The organism is Saccharothrix luteola, assembly GCF_020859565.1.
Classification (GTDB): Bacteria; Actinomycetota; Actinomycetes; order Mycobacteriales; family Pseudonocardiaceae; genus Actinosynnema; species Actinosynnema luteola.
In genome coordinates, this window is record NZ_JAJHUO010000011.1 from 201,898 (window position 1) to 217,108 (window position 15,211).

Below are 15,211 nucleotides of genomic sequence, written 5' to 3' on the forward strand. Positions count from 1 at the left end.
GGCCCCCCCGACCCCGTGGCCTGGCCGGGCGGCCGGGTCGGCGTTCGGGGTGTCGGCCGCCGTCGCGCGGACGCGCCTCCGCGCGACGGCGGCCACGTGGGTCACCCCGCCGCGGCCGTCCTGGCCCGCTGCTCGGCGACCAGGTCGCGGTACCAGTGGAAGCTCGCCCGCGGCGTGCGGACCAACGTCTCGTAGTCGACGTGCACGAGGCCGAACCGGTGCTTGTAGCCGTGCGCCCACTCGAAGTTGTCCAGGAACGACCAGACGAAGTACCCGCGCAGGTCGACACCGGCGGCGATCGCGTCGTTGGCCGCCGCGAGGTGGGTGCGCAGGTACTCGATGCGCTCCTGGTCGACGAAGCCGGGGTGGTCCGGGTACACGCACCCGTTCTCGGTGACGTAGACCGGTGGCAGGTCGGGGTAGCGCTCCGTCAGCCCGACCAGGGTCTGGGTCAGCCCCTCGGGCTCGACCGGCCAGTTCATCGCGGTGCGGGGGACGTCCGGCAGCCGGGTGGTGTCGATGCCGACGTCGATCGACGTGCGGGTGGCCGGGTCCGGGTCGCGGTGCGGCGCGTCGGCCACGTGCTGCCGGTAGTAGTAGTTGATGCCCACGTAGTCCAGCGGCGTGGAGATCAGCTCCAGGTCTCCGTCCCGGCGGAACGACAGGTCGGTGACGCCCGCGAACGTCTCCTCGTAGTCGTCCGGGTAGCGGCCCGCGAACAGCGGTTCGGTGAACTGGCGGCGCAGCAGCAGGTCGTGCCTGCGCGCCGCGGCGACGTCCGCCTCCGACGAGGTGACCGGGGTCGACGGCGACTGGTTCAGCACGATGCCGAACTCGTGGCCCGGCGTGCCGCGCATGGCCCGCACCGCGAGCCCGTGCGCCACCATCAGGTGGTGCGCGGCGGCGAGGGAGCCGTGGCCCTCCCGCGCGCCGGGCGCGTGCCTGCCTTCGCCGTAGCCGACGATCGAGGACACGTACGGCTCGTTGAACGTCGTCCACTTCGACACCCGGTCACCGAGGGCGTCGTGCACGATCACCGCGTACTCGGCGAACCGCTCCGCGGTGTCGCGCGACCGCCAGCCGCCCAGTTCCTCCAACGCCTGCGGCAGGTCCCAGTGGTACAGGGTGAGGAACGGCTCGATGCCCCGCTCCAGCAGCCCGTCGACCAACCGGCGGTAGAAGTCCAGGCCGCGCTGCTCGACCGCGCCGGCGCCGGTCGGCAGGATCCGGGGCCACGACACCGAGAACCGGTACGCGTCCACGCCGAGCTCGCCGAGCAGCGCCAGGTCCTCGGGCATCCGGTGGTAGTGGTCGCAGGCGACCGCCCCGGTGTCACCACCGGCGACCGCGCCCGGCACCGCGCCGAACGCGTCCCAGATCGACGGTCCTCTCCCGTCGGCGTCGACGGCGCCTTCGATCTGGTAGGCCGAAGTGGCGACGCCCCAGCGGAATCTTTGAGGGAAGTCGGTCAACAGAAACTCCTAGGCGCGCTGTGATGTGTTGACGGTGGGGAAGACTTCGGTGAAGCGGGCGTTCAAGTACCGCTTCTACCCGAGTGAGTCGCAGGAGCAAGAGCTCCTGCGCACGTTCGGCTGCGTCCGACTCGTGCACAACGAGGCGCTGGAAGCTGGGACCGTCGGCTGGTACGAGCAACAGCGGCGGGTGAGCTACGGGGAGACCTCCGCGTAGCCCGTGCCGCTCCAGCAGTGCCTGCGCCACCTGCGAAGCGCATTCACGTCGTTCTGGGCGAAGCGCACGCGGTACCCGAAGTTCAAGTCCCGCAAGCACCATCAGGCGTCGGCCGAGTACACGCGCTCGGCTTTCCGTTGGCATGACGGCCGGCTCACCCGCACGAAGATGGCCGAACCACTGGCCATCCGCTGGTCTCGTCACCTGCCGGAGAACGCCGAACCGTCCACCGTCACCGTGTCGCGGGACACCGCGGGCCGGTGGCACGTGTCGATCCTGGTCGAGACCATGGTCGAGCACCTGCCCACGACCACGACCGAGGTCGGTGTGGACGCCGGACCGACCGCGCTGATCACCCTGTCGTCGGGGGAGAAGATTGCCAACCGCCGACACGGGAAACGTGATCACGGCCGGCTTGCCCGCGCGCAGAAGGCGCTGGCCCGCAAGCAGAAAGGATCCGACAATCATGCCAAGGCCAGGCTGAGGGTCGCGCACGTCCACGCCAGAATAGCCGACCGACGCCGGGACTTCCTGCACAAGCTGTCCACTCGACTCGTCCGTGAGAACCAAATGGTCGTGATCGAGGACCTCGACGTGCGGGGCATGATGAAGAACCGATTTCCGACACGCGCCATCGGCGACGCGTCCTGGGCTCGACTGCGGTCGATGCTCGAGTGCAGATCCCGGTGGTACGGACGTGAGCTCGTCCTGGTCGACCGCTGGTACCCGAGCACGAAGACGTGCTCGGCGTGCGGGCACCTGCTCGACCGGATGTCGGTGGACGTCCGCGACTGGACGTGTCCCGGATGCGGCACCACACACGATCCCGACATCGACGCCGCGACGAACATCCTGGCCGCCGGGCGGGCGGTCACAGCCTGCGGAGTCGGAGTGAGACCGACCCGACGTCAGTCGGCGAGGCATCTGACGCAACCCTCCCCTCGTGGGCGGAAGAAACAGGAAGTGCCGGGCGCGAGCCTGGTGGGATCCCCGCCTCCGGGCCGGGGTGGACGTCGAGCAAGGAGCTCTCAAGGAGAGATCAGCCTTTAAGCGCCCCCTGCATGATCCCGCCGACGATCTGCCGGCCGAACAGGAGGAACACCGCGAGCACCGGCACGGTGCCGATGGTCGCCGCGGTGAGCACGAGGGTGTAGTCGGTGGTGTACCCGCTGGCCAGGGTGTTCAACGCGGTCTGCACGGTCGGGTTCTCCGGTGTCAGGACGACCAGCGGCCAGAAGAAGTCGTTCCACGCCTGCATGAACGTGAACAGGCCGAGGACGGCGGCGGCCGGGCGGGCGGCGGGCAGGACCACGTTCCAGTACAGGCGCAGCGAGCTGCACCCGTCCATGCGGCCCGCCTCCAGCAGCTCGTCGGGCACGGCGCGTTCGAAGTACTGGCGCATGAAGAACACTCCGAACGCCGTGACCAGGCCGGGCACGATGACCGCGTGGATCTCGCCGGCCCAGCCGAAGTCGCTCATCATCATGTAGAGCGGGATGACGCCGAGCTCGGTGGGCACGGCCTGGGTGGCGACCACGAGCAGCATGAGCGCCGACCGGCCGCGGAACTTCAGCTTGGCGAAGGCGAAGCCCGCCAGCGTGGAGAAGAACACCACCGACACGGTGATGGTCCCCGACACGATCAGCGAGTTCATCATCGCCAGCGCGAAGTCCGACTGGTCGAACACCCGCGAGATGTTGGCGAACAGGTGGCCGCCCGGCACGAGCACGGGCGGCACGCTGCTCACCTTGTCCGACGTCTGCGAGGACACCACGAGCGACCAGTACACGGGGAACGCCGACCCGGCGAGCACCGCGATCAGCGCCGCGTAGGTCCACGGTCCGGGCATCCGCAACGACCGGCGTCGCCGGGACGGCGCGGGCGGCGGCGCGCCGGGCGCCAGCGGTTCGAGCACGGTGGTCATTGGTGTCCTCTCAGTCCGTCCGGATGCGGCGCGCGGCCAGGTAGCTCAACCCGGTGATGAGGACCGTCGCGATGAGCAGCAGCCAGGCGATGGCCGACGCGTAGCCGAAGTCGAACTTCGCGAAGCCCTGCTCGTAGAGGTAGAGCGCGGCGGTCTGGAACTGCCGGTCCGAGCCGCCGGTCGCGGCGGCGGCGCCCGGGTTGAACAGCAGCGGCTCGGCCAGCAGCCGCATGTTGCCCGCGGTGGCGATCACGGTGGAGAAGATGATCTGCGGCCGCAGCATGGGCACGGTGATGCGCCAGAACTGCTGCCACCCGGTCGCGCCGTCCAGCCGGGCCGCCTCGTACACGCTGGTCGGGATGGCCTGCATGGAGGCCAGGAAGATCAGCGCGTGGTAGCCGGTCCAGCGCCACACCACCATCGCCGCGATGGCGGTGTGGGAGCTGCCGGTGCCGGCCTGCCAGTCGATCCGGCCCGCGTCGAACAGCTCCAGCACCCAGTTGATCAGACCGAAGTCACGGCCGAAGAGCTGCGCGAAGATGATCGTCACCGCCGCCACCGAGGTGATGTTCGGCAGCAGCACGCCCATCCGGAAGAACGTCCGGCCGCGCAGCCGCCGGTTGAGCAGCTGCGCGATGCCGAGCGCGAACAGGATCTGCGGGACGGTGGTGAGCAGCCACAGGCTCAGCGTGTTGCCCATCGCGTTCCAGAAGTACGGGTCCGCGGTGAGCAGCTTGACGTAGTTGTCCACGCCGACGAACGTGGCCGCGTCGCCGTCGAGCAGGTTGCGGTCCTGCATCGACACCCAGGCGGTGTAGAGCAGGGGGAACAGGCCGAACACCGCGAACAGCAGGAAGTACGGCGCGATGTAGGCGTACGGCGCGTAGCGGATGTCCCACCGGTGGCGGCGTTCGCGCCAGTCCGTCTTCATCAGTCCGCTACCTCGTCACGTCGGCGACGAACTGGTCCCACGACTCGTCCGGGCTCTGCTTGCCCTGCTCGACGCGCTGCATGGCGTTGCCGATCTCGGTCTGCACGTCGCCGGCCTTGGGGCCCTGGTACTGGGGCTTCAACGCGCGGGCGGCGTCGGTGAAGACCTTGCCGGTCGGCGCGTTGTTGAAGAACGGGTCGGTCTTCTGGGCCACCGACTGCTCGCTGTAGAGCTTCGGCGCGGACGGGAGCAGGCCCGCGCTGGCGAAGACCTTGGCCTGCTGCTCGGGCGCGGTGAGCCAGGTGACCAGCTCGACGGCCTTGTCGACGTTCTTGCCCTGCTTGGGCACGGTCAGGTACGAGCCGCCCCAGTTGCCGCCGCCGCCGGGCACAGCCGCGAGGTCCCACTTGCCCGCGGTCTCCGGGGCCTGGTCCTTGATCTTGGCCATCATCCAGGCCGGGCAGGCGAGGGTGGCGAACTGGCCCTGCTTGAAGCCGGTGTTCCACTGCGGGGTGCTGTGCAGCAGCCCGGCGGACAGGCCGTCGGCGACGCCCTGCGCGACGAGGTTCCAGCCCTTCTTGATGTCGGCGTTCTCACCCACGACGATCTTGTCGTTCTTGTCGTAGTAGCCGGTCGGCGCCTGGCCGACGATCGCGTTGAGCACGGTGGGGCCGCCGTCGAAGAACTTCGCGCCGGCCGGGGCCTTGGCGGCGAACTGCTTGCCGGTGGCCATGAACTGCTCCCACGTCGGCCACAGCGCGGAGACCTGGTCGCGGTCGGACGGCAGGCCGGCGGCCTCGAACAGGTCGCGGCGGTAGCAGATGGCCAGGCCGCCGACGTCGGTGCCGTAGCCGATCTGCTTGCCGTCCTTGGACAGCGAGCCCTCCCACTTCCAGTCCAGCCAGCGGTCCTTGATGTCGGACTTCAGCTCGACGAACTGGCCGGGGTTGGCCTTGAACTGGTTGATGTAGCCGACGTCGACGGCCTCGACGTCCGCCGCGCCGTTGTTCGTGGCGAGGTGGGCGGCGAGGTTCTTGTGGTGGTCGGAGTAGGAGGCGGTGCGGTCGGTGATGTCGACGTCCGGGTGCGCCTTCTCGTACTCCTCGAAGAGCTGCTGGTAGCCGAAGTTGCCGAACAGCCCGATGGTGATCCTGGTCTTGCCGTCGCTCGCGCCGCTGCCGCAGCCCGCGGCGACCAGGGCGGCGGCCAGCAGGCCTGCGCCGACCAGGGTCGGAGTTCGTCTCATAACGCGGCTCTCCTTCTCCATCAATGTGCGGGCCGTTTTCGGGCACGCCGGACCCGCGTGGGGTCGATCCGGGGGTTTCCGGCGAATTCGACCGGGGTTCGCACCCGGCCGCTGTGGTGTACATGACAGTCCCGAGGCGCGACACCGTCAAGTAACGAAACGATAACCTGACTGTTTCCGAGCTTCGGCGTTTCCGCAGGTGATACCGTGTCCACCCTGGTCAGGACGCACTGGCTGAGCGCCTGAAACCGGTTACAAAGAAAGGGCGGCAGATGACCACGATCCGTGAGATCGCCCAGCTGTGCGGGGTGTCGGTGGCGACCGTTTCGCGCGTTTTCAACCAGCCGCTGACCGTCAGCAAGGAAAAGCGCGAAGTGGTCGAGCGGGTGGCCCGGGAACTCGACTACCGGCCCAACGAGTCGGCCCGCGCGCTGGCCACGAAGAGGTCCGGGCTGATCGGCCTGGTGTGGGACACCGACCACCGCAGGCCCGGCTGGCGGCACCCGTACCTCCAGGAGCTGCTGATCGGGTTGAAGTCCGCGCTGAGCGCCCACGGCTACCACCTGCTGATGCTCGCCACGAGCGGGTCGGCGGCCCTGCGCGCGGTCGGCGCGTCGCTGGCCGACCCGGTGGCGTACGTGAACATGACCCGGAGGCACCACCTCGGCGGGCTGGTGCTCATCGACAGCGGGTCGGACGCCTCGGCCTTCGCCGCGTTCGCCCAGTCCGGGCTGCCGTGCGTGGCGGTGGACGTGGAGGTCGACGGACCTCGGGCGACCTACGTGACGTCGGACAACGTCGGCGGCGCGGCGATGGCGGTGCGGCACCTGGTCGACGCGGGGCACCGCCGGATCGCCACGATCACCGGGCCGCGGGCCAACCGCCCGGCGGCGGACCGGCTGTCCGGCTTCCACTCGGCGATGGCCGACGAGGGGCTGGAGGTGCCGCCGGAGTACGTCGTGGAGGGCGATTTCTACCGGCCCAGCGGCCAGGCGGCGATGCGGTCGCTGATCGCGTTGCCCGAGCCGCCGACGGCGGTGTTCTGCGCGAGCGACGAGATGGCGGTCGGCGCGTTGCTGGCGGCGCGCCACGCGGGGCTGCGGGTGCCGGACGAACTGGCGGTGGTGGGGTTCGACGACATCGAGCTGGCCGCCCTGGTCGACCCGCCGTTGACCACGTTGGCGCAGGACAAGGCGGGTATCGGGGTGGCCGCGGCACGGGCCGTGCTGACCATGGTGCACGGCGGCGAGAAGCCCGCGCCCGCGTTCCTGCCGACCAAGCTCGTGGTGCGCGCGTCCAGCCGGTGAGCCGCCCCGGTCAGCAGGTCGGCGGCGGCGTGCTGCCCGGTGGCCCGAACTCCAGGCGCAGCGAGTCCGTGCGGGGCACGACGAACGCGGTGCCGGACGACGTCCGCCACGTCGCGGGCAGGAACACGTACTGGCCCCCGGACTGCAGCAGCAGCTTCAACCCGTCGTAGCGGTACTTGTGGGCCGCGTCGGGCTGCGCGCACGTCACCTGGCGCACCCCCTCGCCGGTCAGGTTCAGGCTTTCCCCGCTGTAGACGACCAGCGCGGGCATGTCCGGCACCCGTGCCTCGGTCTCCGCGCCGCGCCGCGTCCCGACCGCGCTCGAGTAGTCGCCGACCGCCCAGAACAGGCCGATGCTGACCAGCAGGAACGCGGCCACCGACTCCGCCACGCCGAATCCCGCGCCCTGCCGGCCACGTCCCGCCGTGACGCTCCACCGCCGCCACGCGAACGCCAGCAGCACGACGCCGGCCGCGAAACCCAGCCCGGGCAGACCGGGGTAGCCGCGGTACGGCTCCGGGTCGACGGTGATCGGCACCGTCACCGCGAGCAGGGCGGCGCCGAGCACGGCGGCGACCGGCGCGCAGACCCTCAGGAACGCCGCCCACCTCCGCGCGGACAGCCGCGTTCGCAGGTACCGGGCCAGGAAGGTGACGAACAGGACGGCGATCGCGATCCCCGCCAGCGGCATGAACAACCCGTCCGCGCCCCGCGCCAGGATCTCGTCCGAGGTCTGGCCGAGCAGCGTGTAGTGCACCCGGAAGTGGGCGAAGAACACCTGCGTGGCCACCAGGCCGAAGAAGTACAGCAGGGCCGTGAGCAGGGTGGTGTTGGCGACCACCGACGCCACGATCCGCAGCGCCCGCGACGATCCCGTCTGCGGATCGGTCAGGTCGGACGCCACCTCCGACGCGGGAGCGGTGACGGCGCGGCGCGTGCTCACGACACTCACCCGCCGCCGGCCGAGGTCTTGGTGACCGTTGTGGTCGTGGTCGTTGTCGTCGTCGTGGTCGTCGTGGTCGACGATCCTCCGCCAGGGCACTGCGGACCGTGGTAGATGGTCACGGTGCCGCCCCGGTCGACGGGGTTGGGCGCGATCTCCGAGATGCAGCCCGTGCTACCGCGCAGCTTCGTGACGACCTTGATGTGGCACCGGCTCGGGCCGCACTGCTCCTCCAGCTGATCCTCGATCGTCCGCTTCTTCTCCTCCGGGCCCTGGGCCAGGCGGCTGGGGTCGTAGCGGATCGGGCTGCCGGGCACCCCCGGTTTCCCCGCCGTGGTGGGCTTCGGCTCGACCGGCGGTGCCGCGGACGTTCGCCGCGTGCCCTGTTCGGCCGCGCCGGACTCCGTCGCTTCGGATCCCGTCGCTTCGGCGGCCTCCGCCTCGGATTCGGCCGCCGTGTCCCCCGGTGTCGCCGCGCCGGTCGACTGAACCGTGGTGAGCTGCGAGGACACCGGCCTCCCCGGGACGTCGGAACACCCGACGACCACCGCGCAGACCAGCACTGCGAACGATCTTCCGGTCGACCACCTCATCGGTCATCACCGCCCTACCATCTCCCTGCGGTTTCACCCACTAGGAGTTCCGGGCGCGTCCCTGGATACACCAGGTGGACCAATCGGGCCGCCGATCAGACGTTGCGCCGGTACTGGCCGCCCACCTCGAAGAACGCCTCGGTGATCTGACCGAGCGTGCACACCCGGGCCGCGTCCATCAGCACCTCGAACACGTTCTCGCCCGACGCGGCGGCCTCCTTCAACCGGCGCAGCGCGGGCTCCGCCTCGGCCGCGTGCGCGGCGGCGAACGCGCGCGTCCGCTCGACCTGCGACCGCTTCTCCTCCGCCGTGGCCCGTGCCAGCTCGATGGTCACGTTCTCCCGCTTCCCGTCGGCGGGCAGGAACGTGTTCACCCCGATCAACGGCAGCGAACCGTCGTGCTTGCGCTGCTCGTACCGCATCGACTCGTCCTGGATCCGGCCCCGCTGGTAGCCGGTCTCCATCGCGCCCAGCACGCCGCCGCGCTCGGAGAGCCGGTCGAACTCCGCCAGCACCGCCTCCTCGACCAGGTCCGTCAGCTCCTCGATCACGAACGAGCCCTGCAACGGGTTCTCGTTCGCCGACAGGCCCCACTCCTTGTTGATGATCAGCTGGATCGCCATCGCCCGGCGCACCGACGACTCCGTCGGCGTGGTGACCGCCTCGTCGTAGGCGTTGGTGTGCAACGAGTTCGTGTTGTCGTACAGCGCGCACAACGCCTGCAACGTGGTCCGGATGTCGTTGAAGTCCATCTCCTGCGCGTGCAACGACCGCCCGGACGTCTGCACGTGGTACTTGAACTTCTGCGACCGCTCGTTCGCCCCGTACCGCTCGCGCATCGCGATCGCCCAGATCCGCCGCGCCACCCGGCCGATCACGCTGTACTCGGCGTCCATGCCGTTGGAGAAGAAGAACGACAGGTTCGGCGCGAAGTCGTCGACGTCCATGCCGCGCGCCAGGTACGACTCGACGTAGGTGAACCCGTTGGCCAGCGTGAACGCCAGCTGGCTGATGGGGTTCGCCCCGGCCTCGGCGATGTGGTACCCCGAGATCGACACCGAGTAGAAGTTGCGCACCTTCCGCCGGATGAACCACTCCTGGATGTCGGCCATCATCCGCAGGGAGAACTCGGTGGAGAAGATGCAGGTGTTCTGCCCCTGGTCCTCCTTGAGGATGTCCGCCTGCACGGTGCCGCGCACGGTCGACAGCGCCCACGCCGTCAGCTCGTCGACCTCGGCCTCGGACGGTTCGCGGCCGTGCTCGGCGCGGAACTCGGAGACCTGCTGGTCCACCACCGTGTTGAGGAAGAACGCCAGGATCGTCGGCGCCGGACCGTTGATCGTCATCGACACCGACGTGGTGGGCGAGGTCAGGTCGAACCCGTCGTAGAGCGCCTTCATGTCGTCCAGCGTCGCGATGGACACACCGGACGTGCCGACCTTGCCGTAGACGTCCGGCGGGGTGTCGGGGTCGCGGCCGTACAACGTCACCGAGTCGAACGCGGTCGACAGCCGGGTCGCCTCCGAACCCTGCGACAGGTACTTGAACCGGCGGTTCGTGCGGAACGCGTCGCCCTCGCCCGCGAACATCCGCGCCGGGTCCTCACCGTCCCGCTTGAACGGGAACACACCCGCCGTGTACGGGAAGTGGCCGGGCAGGTTCTCCTTGCGCAGGAACCGCAGCAACGTGCCGTCGTCCTCGTAGCGCGGCAATGACACCCGCCGCACCTTGTTGCCGGACAACGTCTCCCGCGTCAGCTTGGTGTGGATCTCCTTGTCCCGCACCCGCACGACCATCTCGTCGCCGCTGTAGGCCTCCACCACCTCGGGCCACGACGCCAGCAGCTCCGCGGACACCGAGTCGACCTGCTCCTGGGCGGACTCCAGCAGCGAGGTGATCGCCGCCGTGTCGTGCCCGGCCCCCTCCAGCTCCTCGCGCGCCGCCCGCAGGTGCGCGACCCGCCGCACCGCGTCCACGTGCGTCTCGGTGGCGCGGTGGTAGCCGCGCACCGTCTCGGCGATCTCGGCCAGGTACCGCACCCGCGTGGGCGGCACCACGGTCGCCGCCGACGTCGACACCTTCCCGGTCACCACCGGCAGCGCGCCCTCGGCCACGTCCAGGCCGCGTTGCGCCAACTCGCCGCGCAGGTGCTGGTAGAGGGCCGTCACGCCGTCGTCGTTGAACGTCGCCGCCGACGTGCCGAAGACCGGCATGTCCTCCCACGACGCACCGAACGCCTCCCGGTTGCGCACCAGCTGACGGGCCACGTCACGGCGCGCGTCCTCCGCGCCGCGGCGCTCGAACTTGTTGATCGCGACCGCGTCCGCGAAGTCCAGCATGTCGATCTTCTCCAGCTGCGACGCGGCGCCGAACTCGGGCGTCATCACGTACAGCGAGAGGTCGACGAAGGGCACGATCGCCGCATCGCCCTGGCCGATGCCCGGCGTCTCCACCACGACCAGGTCGAACCCGGCCGCCTTGCACGCCAGGATCGCGTCGCCCAGGCCGTCCGGCACCTCCGAGCCCGCCCGGCGGGTCGCCAGCGAGCGGAAGAAGACGCGGTCGCCGTCCAGGCAGTTCATCCGGATCCGGTCGCCGAGCAGCGCGCCGCCGCCCTTGCGCCGGGTCGGGTCCACCGCCAGCACCGCCACCCGCAGCTTGTCCTGCTGGTCCAGCCGGAACCGGCGCACCAGTTCGTCGGTCAGCGACGACTTGCCCGAACCACCCGTTCCGGTGATTCCCAGCACCGGCACCGAGCGCTCGCCGGCGACGTGGACCATCCGGTCGTGCACCTCCGCCGGCAGCACGCCCGCCTCGATCAGCGTGATCGCCCTGGCCAGCACGTCCTCGCCGCCGGTGAACAGCCCGTCCCACGACGACGGCGGTCGCTCGGCCAACGACTCGTCGCACGCCCGCACCATCGTGTTGATCATGCGGGCCAGGCCGAGCTCCTGGCCGTCGGCCGGTGAGAAGATCCGCGCCACGCCACGCGAGTGCAGCAGCTCGATCTCCTCCGGCACGATCACGCCGCCACCGCCGCCGAAGACCTTGATGTGCCCCGCGCCGCGTTCGGCCAGCAGCTCGACCAGGTAGCTGAAGTACTCGACGTGCCCGCCCTGGTAGGCGCTGATGGCGATGCCCTGCACGTCTTCCTGCACGGCCGCGGCGACGACCTCGCGCACCGACCGGTTGTGGCCGAGGTGGACGACCTCGGCACCCTGGGACTGCAGGATCCGCCGCATGATGTTGATCGCGGCGTCGTGCCCGTCGAACAGGCTGGCCGCGGTCACGAAGCGGACCGGGTGCAGCGGGGTGTGCAGCGGGGCAGCGGTCACGACTGGCTCCTTCGGCAGCGCGGAACTGCGTCCAGATTACTAGGACATCCGTCTATCGGAAGTACTAGCGTGTTGTGCGACAGGTCACCCGAGGCGTCGCGAACAGGGACAAATCGGGCTTACCCGACCGACGTCGATCGTTTTCGCAACCCTGGCCGTACCCCTCTCCGAAGACGCGTGTAACTTCCGTCCAAACGGGGTAGAGGATCTTCCATGAGCAGCACACCTATCTACGACGAGCTGGCCGCCATCCTGCTCGCCGACCACCCGGGCACCGCCGACGCGGCCGCCGCGGGCACACCGCACACAGAGTCGGCCGACGAGCCGTCGAAGCAGGTCCGCACGGGTGGCCGTCGCCGCAAGCCCGAGCCGGATGCCTGATCTTTTAGTCAGCACTGAAGCTATAGAGCCCATTGGGGTCGAACGTGTGTTCGACTCTCGGGTTATGCTGACCCCATGCAGGTGTCGCTGTTCGACGACGGCGCCGAGGCGCCCGCGCTGCGCCCGCTGACCGGTGTGCGGCGGACCGAGCTGGGCGACGGTGCCTGGGTCGACGTGCTCCCCGGCTGGCTGACCGGCGCGGACGCGCTGTTCCGACGCCTGGCCGCCGAGGTGCCGTGGCGGGCCGAGCGCAGGCAGATGTACGAGCGCGTGGTGGACGTTCCGCGCCTGCTCTGCTTCTACGGCGAGGACGCGCCGCTCCCCGACCCCGTGCTGACCGCGGCGCGGGACGGGTTGAGCGCCTGGTACGCCGAGGAGCTCGGCGAGCCGTTCCGCACGGCGGGCCTGTGCTACTACCGCGACGGGCGCGATTCCGTGGCCTGGCACGGTGACACGATCGGGCGAGGCTCCACCGAGGACACGATGGTGGCGATCGTGTCGGTGGGGACGCCGCGCGCGTTGGCGTTGCGCCCGCGCGGCGGCGGGGCGACCGTCCGGTACGCGCTCGGCCACGGCGACCTGATCGTGATGGGCGGGTCGTGCCAGCGGACGTGGGAGCACGCCGTGCCGAAAGCGGGCAAAGCGGTCGGACCGCGCATCAGCATCCAGTTCCGCCCCCGCGGCGTGCGCTGACGACCTGGAATTCTGCTGCTTGTGGAGCATGACCGCCGTCACTACCCTCCGCCTGGGAGCGCTCCCAGAACGCGTTGCGAACATCCTCAAAGGAGAGCGGTATGCGGCAACGGAGATCCGTCTTCGGCGCTCTGCTCGCGGCTGCGGTAGCCGTCAGCGGAGTCGTCGCGATGGCGACGGCGGGACACGTCACGGCGGCCCCGGCCGGTGGTTACCTGCACACCGCGGGCAACAAGATCGTGGACAGCACCGGCGCGACGGTCCGGCTGACCGGCATCAACTGGTTCGGCATGGAGACCGACAACAAGACCTTCCACGGGCTGTGGTCCAACCGCACGTGGAAGCAGCAGCTCGACCAGATGGCCTCGCTCGGCTACAACACCCTGCGGGTGCCCTTCTCGAACGACGCGCTCAAGCCGGGCGCGACGGCGTCGGGCGTCAACGACTTCACCAACCCCGATCTGGTCGGGCTGTCGCCGTTGCAGATCCTGGACAAGGTCATCGAGTACGCGGGCCAGAAGGGGATGCGCATCATCCTCGACCGGCACCGCCCGACCAGCGCCGGGCAGTCCGCGCTCTGGTACACGGCGACCGTGCCCGAGAGCACGTGGATCAACGACTGGAAGATGCTCGCGCAGCGGTACGCGGGCAACACCACGGTGATCGGCGCCGACCTGCACAACGAGCCGCACGCCGAGGGGACCAACCCCAACGCCACCGGCGCGTGCTGGGGCTGCGGCGTGGTGGAGCGCGACTGGCGGCTGGCGGCCGAGCGGGCGGGCAACGCGATCCTGTCCGTGCAGCCGAACTGGCTGATCTTCGTCGAGGGGGTCAGCTGCCCGAGCGGCGGGCTGTCCGACACCTGGGACAACGACCCGTCCAACGACGAGGACTGCGGCTGGTGGGGCGGCAACCTGTCCAAGGCCGGCGAGTTCCCGGTGCGCTTGACCGTGCCGAACCGGCTGGTCTACTCGCCGCACGAGTACGCGACGTCGGTGTTCGAGCAGAAGTGGTTCACCGCGCCGGACTTCCCGGCGAACATGCCCGCCATCTGGGACAAGTACTGGGGCTACCTGCACAAGAGCAACACCGCGCCGTTGATGATGGGCGAGTTCGGGTCGACGCTGGCCAACCCGAAGGACAAGGTGTGGCTGGAGAACCTGATGGCCTACACCGGCAAGGGTGTCGACGGCATCTCGTTCACGTATTGGTCGTGGAACCCGAACTCGGGTGACACGGGCGGGATCGTGGGCGACGACTGGACCACGGTGAACCAGGCCAAGCAGTCGATCCTGCAGCCGTACCTGATCCCGCCGACGGGTGGGACCACGACGACCACTACGACGACCACGACCACGTCCGGGGGCAACGGCTCGGGGGCGTGCAAGACGGCGTGGCGGCAGGACAACGCGTGGCAGGGCGGCTTCCAGGGCTCGTTGACGGTGACGAACAGCGCGACGAGCGCGGTCAACCCGTGGAAGGTGGTGTTCACGCTGCCGACCGGTGCGACCATCGGCAGCGGGTGGAACGGGACGTTCAGCCAGAGCGGGACGACGGTCACCGTGACCGCGCCGTCGTACGCGCCTTCGCTGGGCGCGGGCGCTTCGGTGTCGCTCGGGTTCACCGCGAACGGCACGGCGGGTGCGCCGAGCGGCGTCACGTTGGGCGGGGCTGCCTGCTCCGCGTGACGCCGGGTCGCGCGGCCTGCACCGCGTGAGATCGCCGCGAAACGCGACGCGGCGGGTGCCCGGACTTTGCCCGGTCACCCGCCGCGCGGCATGCGAATCAGCCCTTGAACGCGTCCTTGACCTTCTCGGCCGCCTGCTTGAGGTTGCCCTTGACCTGCTCACCCCGGCCCTCGGCCTCGAGGTCGGGATCGTCGGTCGCACGACCGGCCGCTTCCTTCGCCTTGCCCTTGAGTTCGTCGGCCTTGGCGTCGAACTTGTCGTCGATACCCATGACACCTGGATACCCCCTCGGAGGCCACGGAAACCGGCCCACGATCGCGATCCTCGCCTCAGCCGCGACGGCGACGGCAGTGCGGCGTCGTCCCGGTCGCGGCCCGTAGGTGGGATAGGCGGGTGGTTGGTCGCGGACCTCTTTGTTTCAACCGACGTTTCAGGGCAATGATAACGGCGTCTTTTTTGAACCCCTGCGGCAAGATCACCC

The 15,211-nt window shown here is 69.8% G+C and carries 14 protein-coding genes; 6 read left to right on the forward strand and 8 right to left on the reverse strand.

From position 1 onward, the window contains the following. Positions 1 to 101 precede the first annotated feature (101 nt). Positions 102 to 1,475, reverse strand: a complete 1,374-nt coding sequence (locus LNK82_RS17545; protein WP_230568121.1) for a GH1 family beta-glucosidase — start codon at positions 1,473 to 1,475, stop codon at positions 102 to 104. 31 nt (positions 1,476 to 1,506) lie between these two features. Between LNK82_RS17545 and LNK82_RS17550 the strand changes: the two genes are divergently transcribed. Together LNK82_RS17550 and LNK82_RS17555 are read left to right on the forward strand one after the other, a co-directional pair. Next, positions 1,507 to 1,689 (forward strand): helix-turn-helix domain-containing protein, encoded by a 183-nt coding sequence (locus LNK82_RS17550; protein WP_230568059.1) that lies wholly within the window; start codon positions 1,507 to 1,509, stop codon positions 1,687 to 1,689. A gap of 3 nt (positions 1,690 to 1,692) precedes the next feature. Beyond that, positions 1,693 to 2,739 (forward strand): RNA-guided endonuclease InsQ/TnpB family protein, encoded by a 1,047-nt coding sequence (locus tag LNK82_RS17555; protein WP_230568060.1) that lies wholly within the window; start codon positions 1,693 to 1,695, stop codon positions 2,737 to 2,739. On the opposite strand, the gene LNK82_RS17560 is transcribed toward LNK82_RS17555, so the two are convergent. Genes LNK82_RS17560 through LNK82_RS17570 form a run of 3 tightly spaced genes read right to left on the reverse strand, consistent with a single transcriptional unit; the run spans position 2,729 to position 5,790 of the window. Next, positions 2,729 to 3,613 (reverse strand): carbohydrate ABC transporter permease, encoded by an 885-nt coding sequence (locus tag LNK82_RS17560; RefSeq protein ID WP_230568061.1) that lies wholly within the window; start codon positions 3,611 to 3,613, stop codon positions 2,729 to 2,731. The two genes, LNK82_RS17555 and LNK82_RS17560, sit on opposite strands and share 11 nt — an antisense overlap. A gap of 10 nt (positions 3,614 to 3,623) precedes the next feature. Further along, the gene (locus LNK82_RS17565) at positions 3,624 to 4,544 is read right to left on the reverse strand and encodes a carbohydrate ABC transporter permease (protein ID WP_230568062.1); all 921 of its coding nucleotides are present in this window, start codon (positions 4,542 to 4,544) and stop codon (positions 3,624 to 3,626) included. Positions 4,545 to 4,551: 7 nt separating this feature from the next. Then, on the reverse strand, positions 4,552 to 5,790 hold the full coding sequence (locus tag LNK82_RS17570) for an ABC transporter substrate-binding protein (protein WP_230568063.1): 1,239 nt from the start codon (positions 5,788 to 5,790) through the stop codon (positions 4,552 to 4,554). Positions 5,791 to 6,062: 272 nt separating this feature from the next. On the opposite strand from LNK82_RS17570, the gene LNK82_RS17575 reads away from it, so the two are divergent. Next, positions 6,063 to 7,097: a LacI family DNA-binding transcriptional regulator gene (locus LNK82_RS17575; RefSeq protein ID WP_230568064.1), complete on the forward strand. Its 1,035-nt coding sequence runs from the start codon at positions 6,063 to 6,065 to the stop codon at positions 7,095 to 7,097. 10 nt (positions 7,098 to 7,107) lie between these two features. On the opposite strand, the gene LNK82_RS17580 is transcribed toward LNK82_RS17575, so the two are convergent. The 3 genes from LNK82_RS17580 to icmF all read right to left on the reverse strand — a co-directional run bounded on the left by LNK82_RS17580 (position 7,108) and on the right by icmF (position 11,968). Next, complete coding sequence (locus tag LNK82_RS17580; RefSeq protein WP_230568065.1) at positions 7,108 to 8,040, reverse strand: hypothetical protein; 933 nt, start codon at positions 8,038 to 8,040, stop codon at positions 7,108 to 7,110. Between the two features lie 5 nt (positions 8,041 to 8,045). After that, entirely contained in the window at positions 8,046 to 8,552 is a 507-nt protein-coding gene (locus tag LNK82_RS17585; protein WP_230568066.1) for a hypothetical protein, read from the reverse strand. A gap of 176 nt (positions 8,553 to 8,728) precedes the next feature. Then, positions 8,729 to 11,968 carry a fused isobutyryl-CoA mutase/GTPase IcmF gene (icmF, locus tag LNK82_RS17590; protein ID WP_230568067.1) on the reverse strand — a complete coding sequence of 1,080 codons (3,240 nt, stop codon included), beginning with the start codon at positions 11,966 to 11,968 and terminating at the stop codon, positions 8,729 to 8,731. Positions 11,969 to 12,181: 213 nt separating this feature from the next. Between icmF and LNK82_RS17595 the strand changes: the two genes are divergently transcribed. From LNK82_RS17595 to LNK82_RS17605, 3 genes are all read left to right on the forward strand, one after another. Beyond that, positions 12,182 to 12,349 carry a hypothetical protein gene (locus tag LNK82_RS17595; protein ID WP_230568068.1) on the forward strand — a complete coding sequence of 56 codons (168 nt, stop codon included), beginning with the start codon at positions 12,182 to 12,184 and terminating at the stop codon, positions 12,347 to 12,349. 75 nt (positions 12,350 to 12,424) lie between these two features. After that, the gene (locus LNK82_RS17600) at positions 12,425 to 13,042 is read left to right on the forward strand and encodes an alpha-ketoglutarate-dependent dioxygenase AlkB (protein WP_230568069.1); all 618 of its coding nucleotides are present in this window, start codon (positions 12,425 to 12,427) and stop codon (positions 13,040 to 13,042) included. Positions 13,043 to 13,143: 101 nt separating this feature from the next. Continuing rightward, entirely contained in the window at positions 13,144 to 14,730 is a 1,587-nt protein-coding gene (locus tag LNK82_RS17605) for a cellulase family glycosylhydrolase (protein WP_230568070.1), read from the forward strand. 97 nt (positions 14,731 to 14,827) lie between these two features. On the opposite strand, the gene LNK82_RS17610 is transcribed toward LNK82_RS17605, so the two are convergent. Beyond that, the gene (locus LNK82_RS17610) at positions 14,828 to 15,001 is read right to left on the reverse strand and encodes a CsbD family protein (RefSeq protein ID WP_230568071.1); all 174 of its coding nucleotides are present in this window, start codon (positions 14,999 to 15,001) and stop codon (positions 14,828 to 14,830) included. Positions 15,002 to 15,211 lie beyond the last annotated feature (210 nt).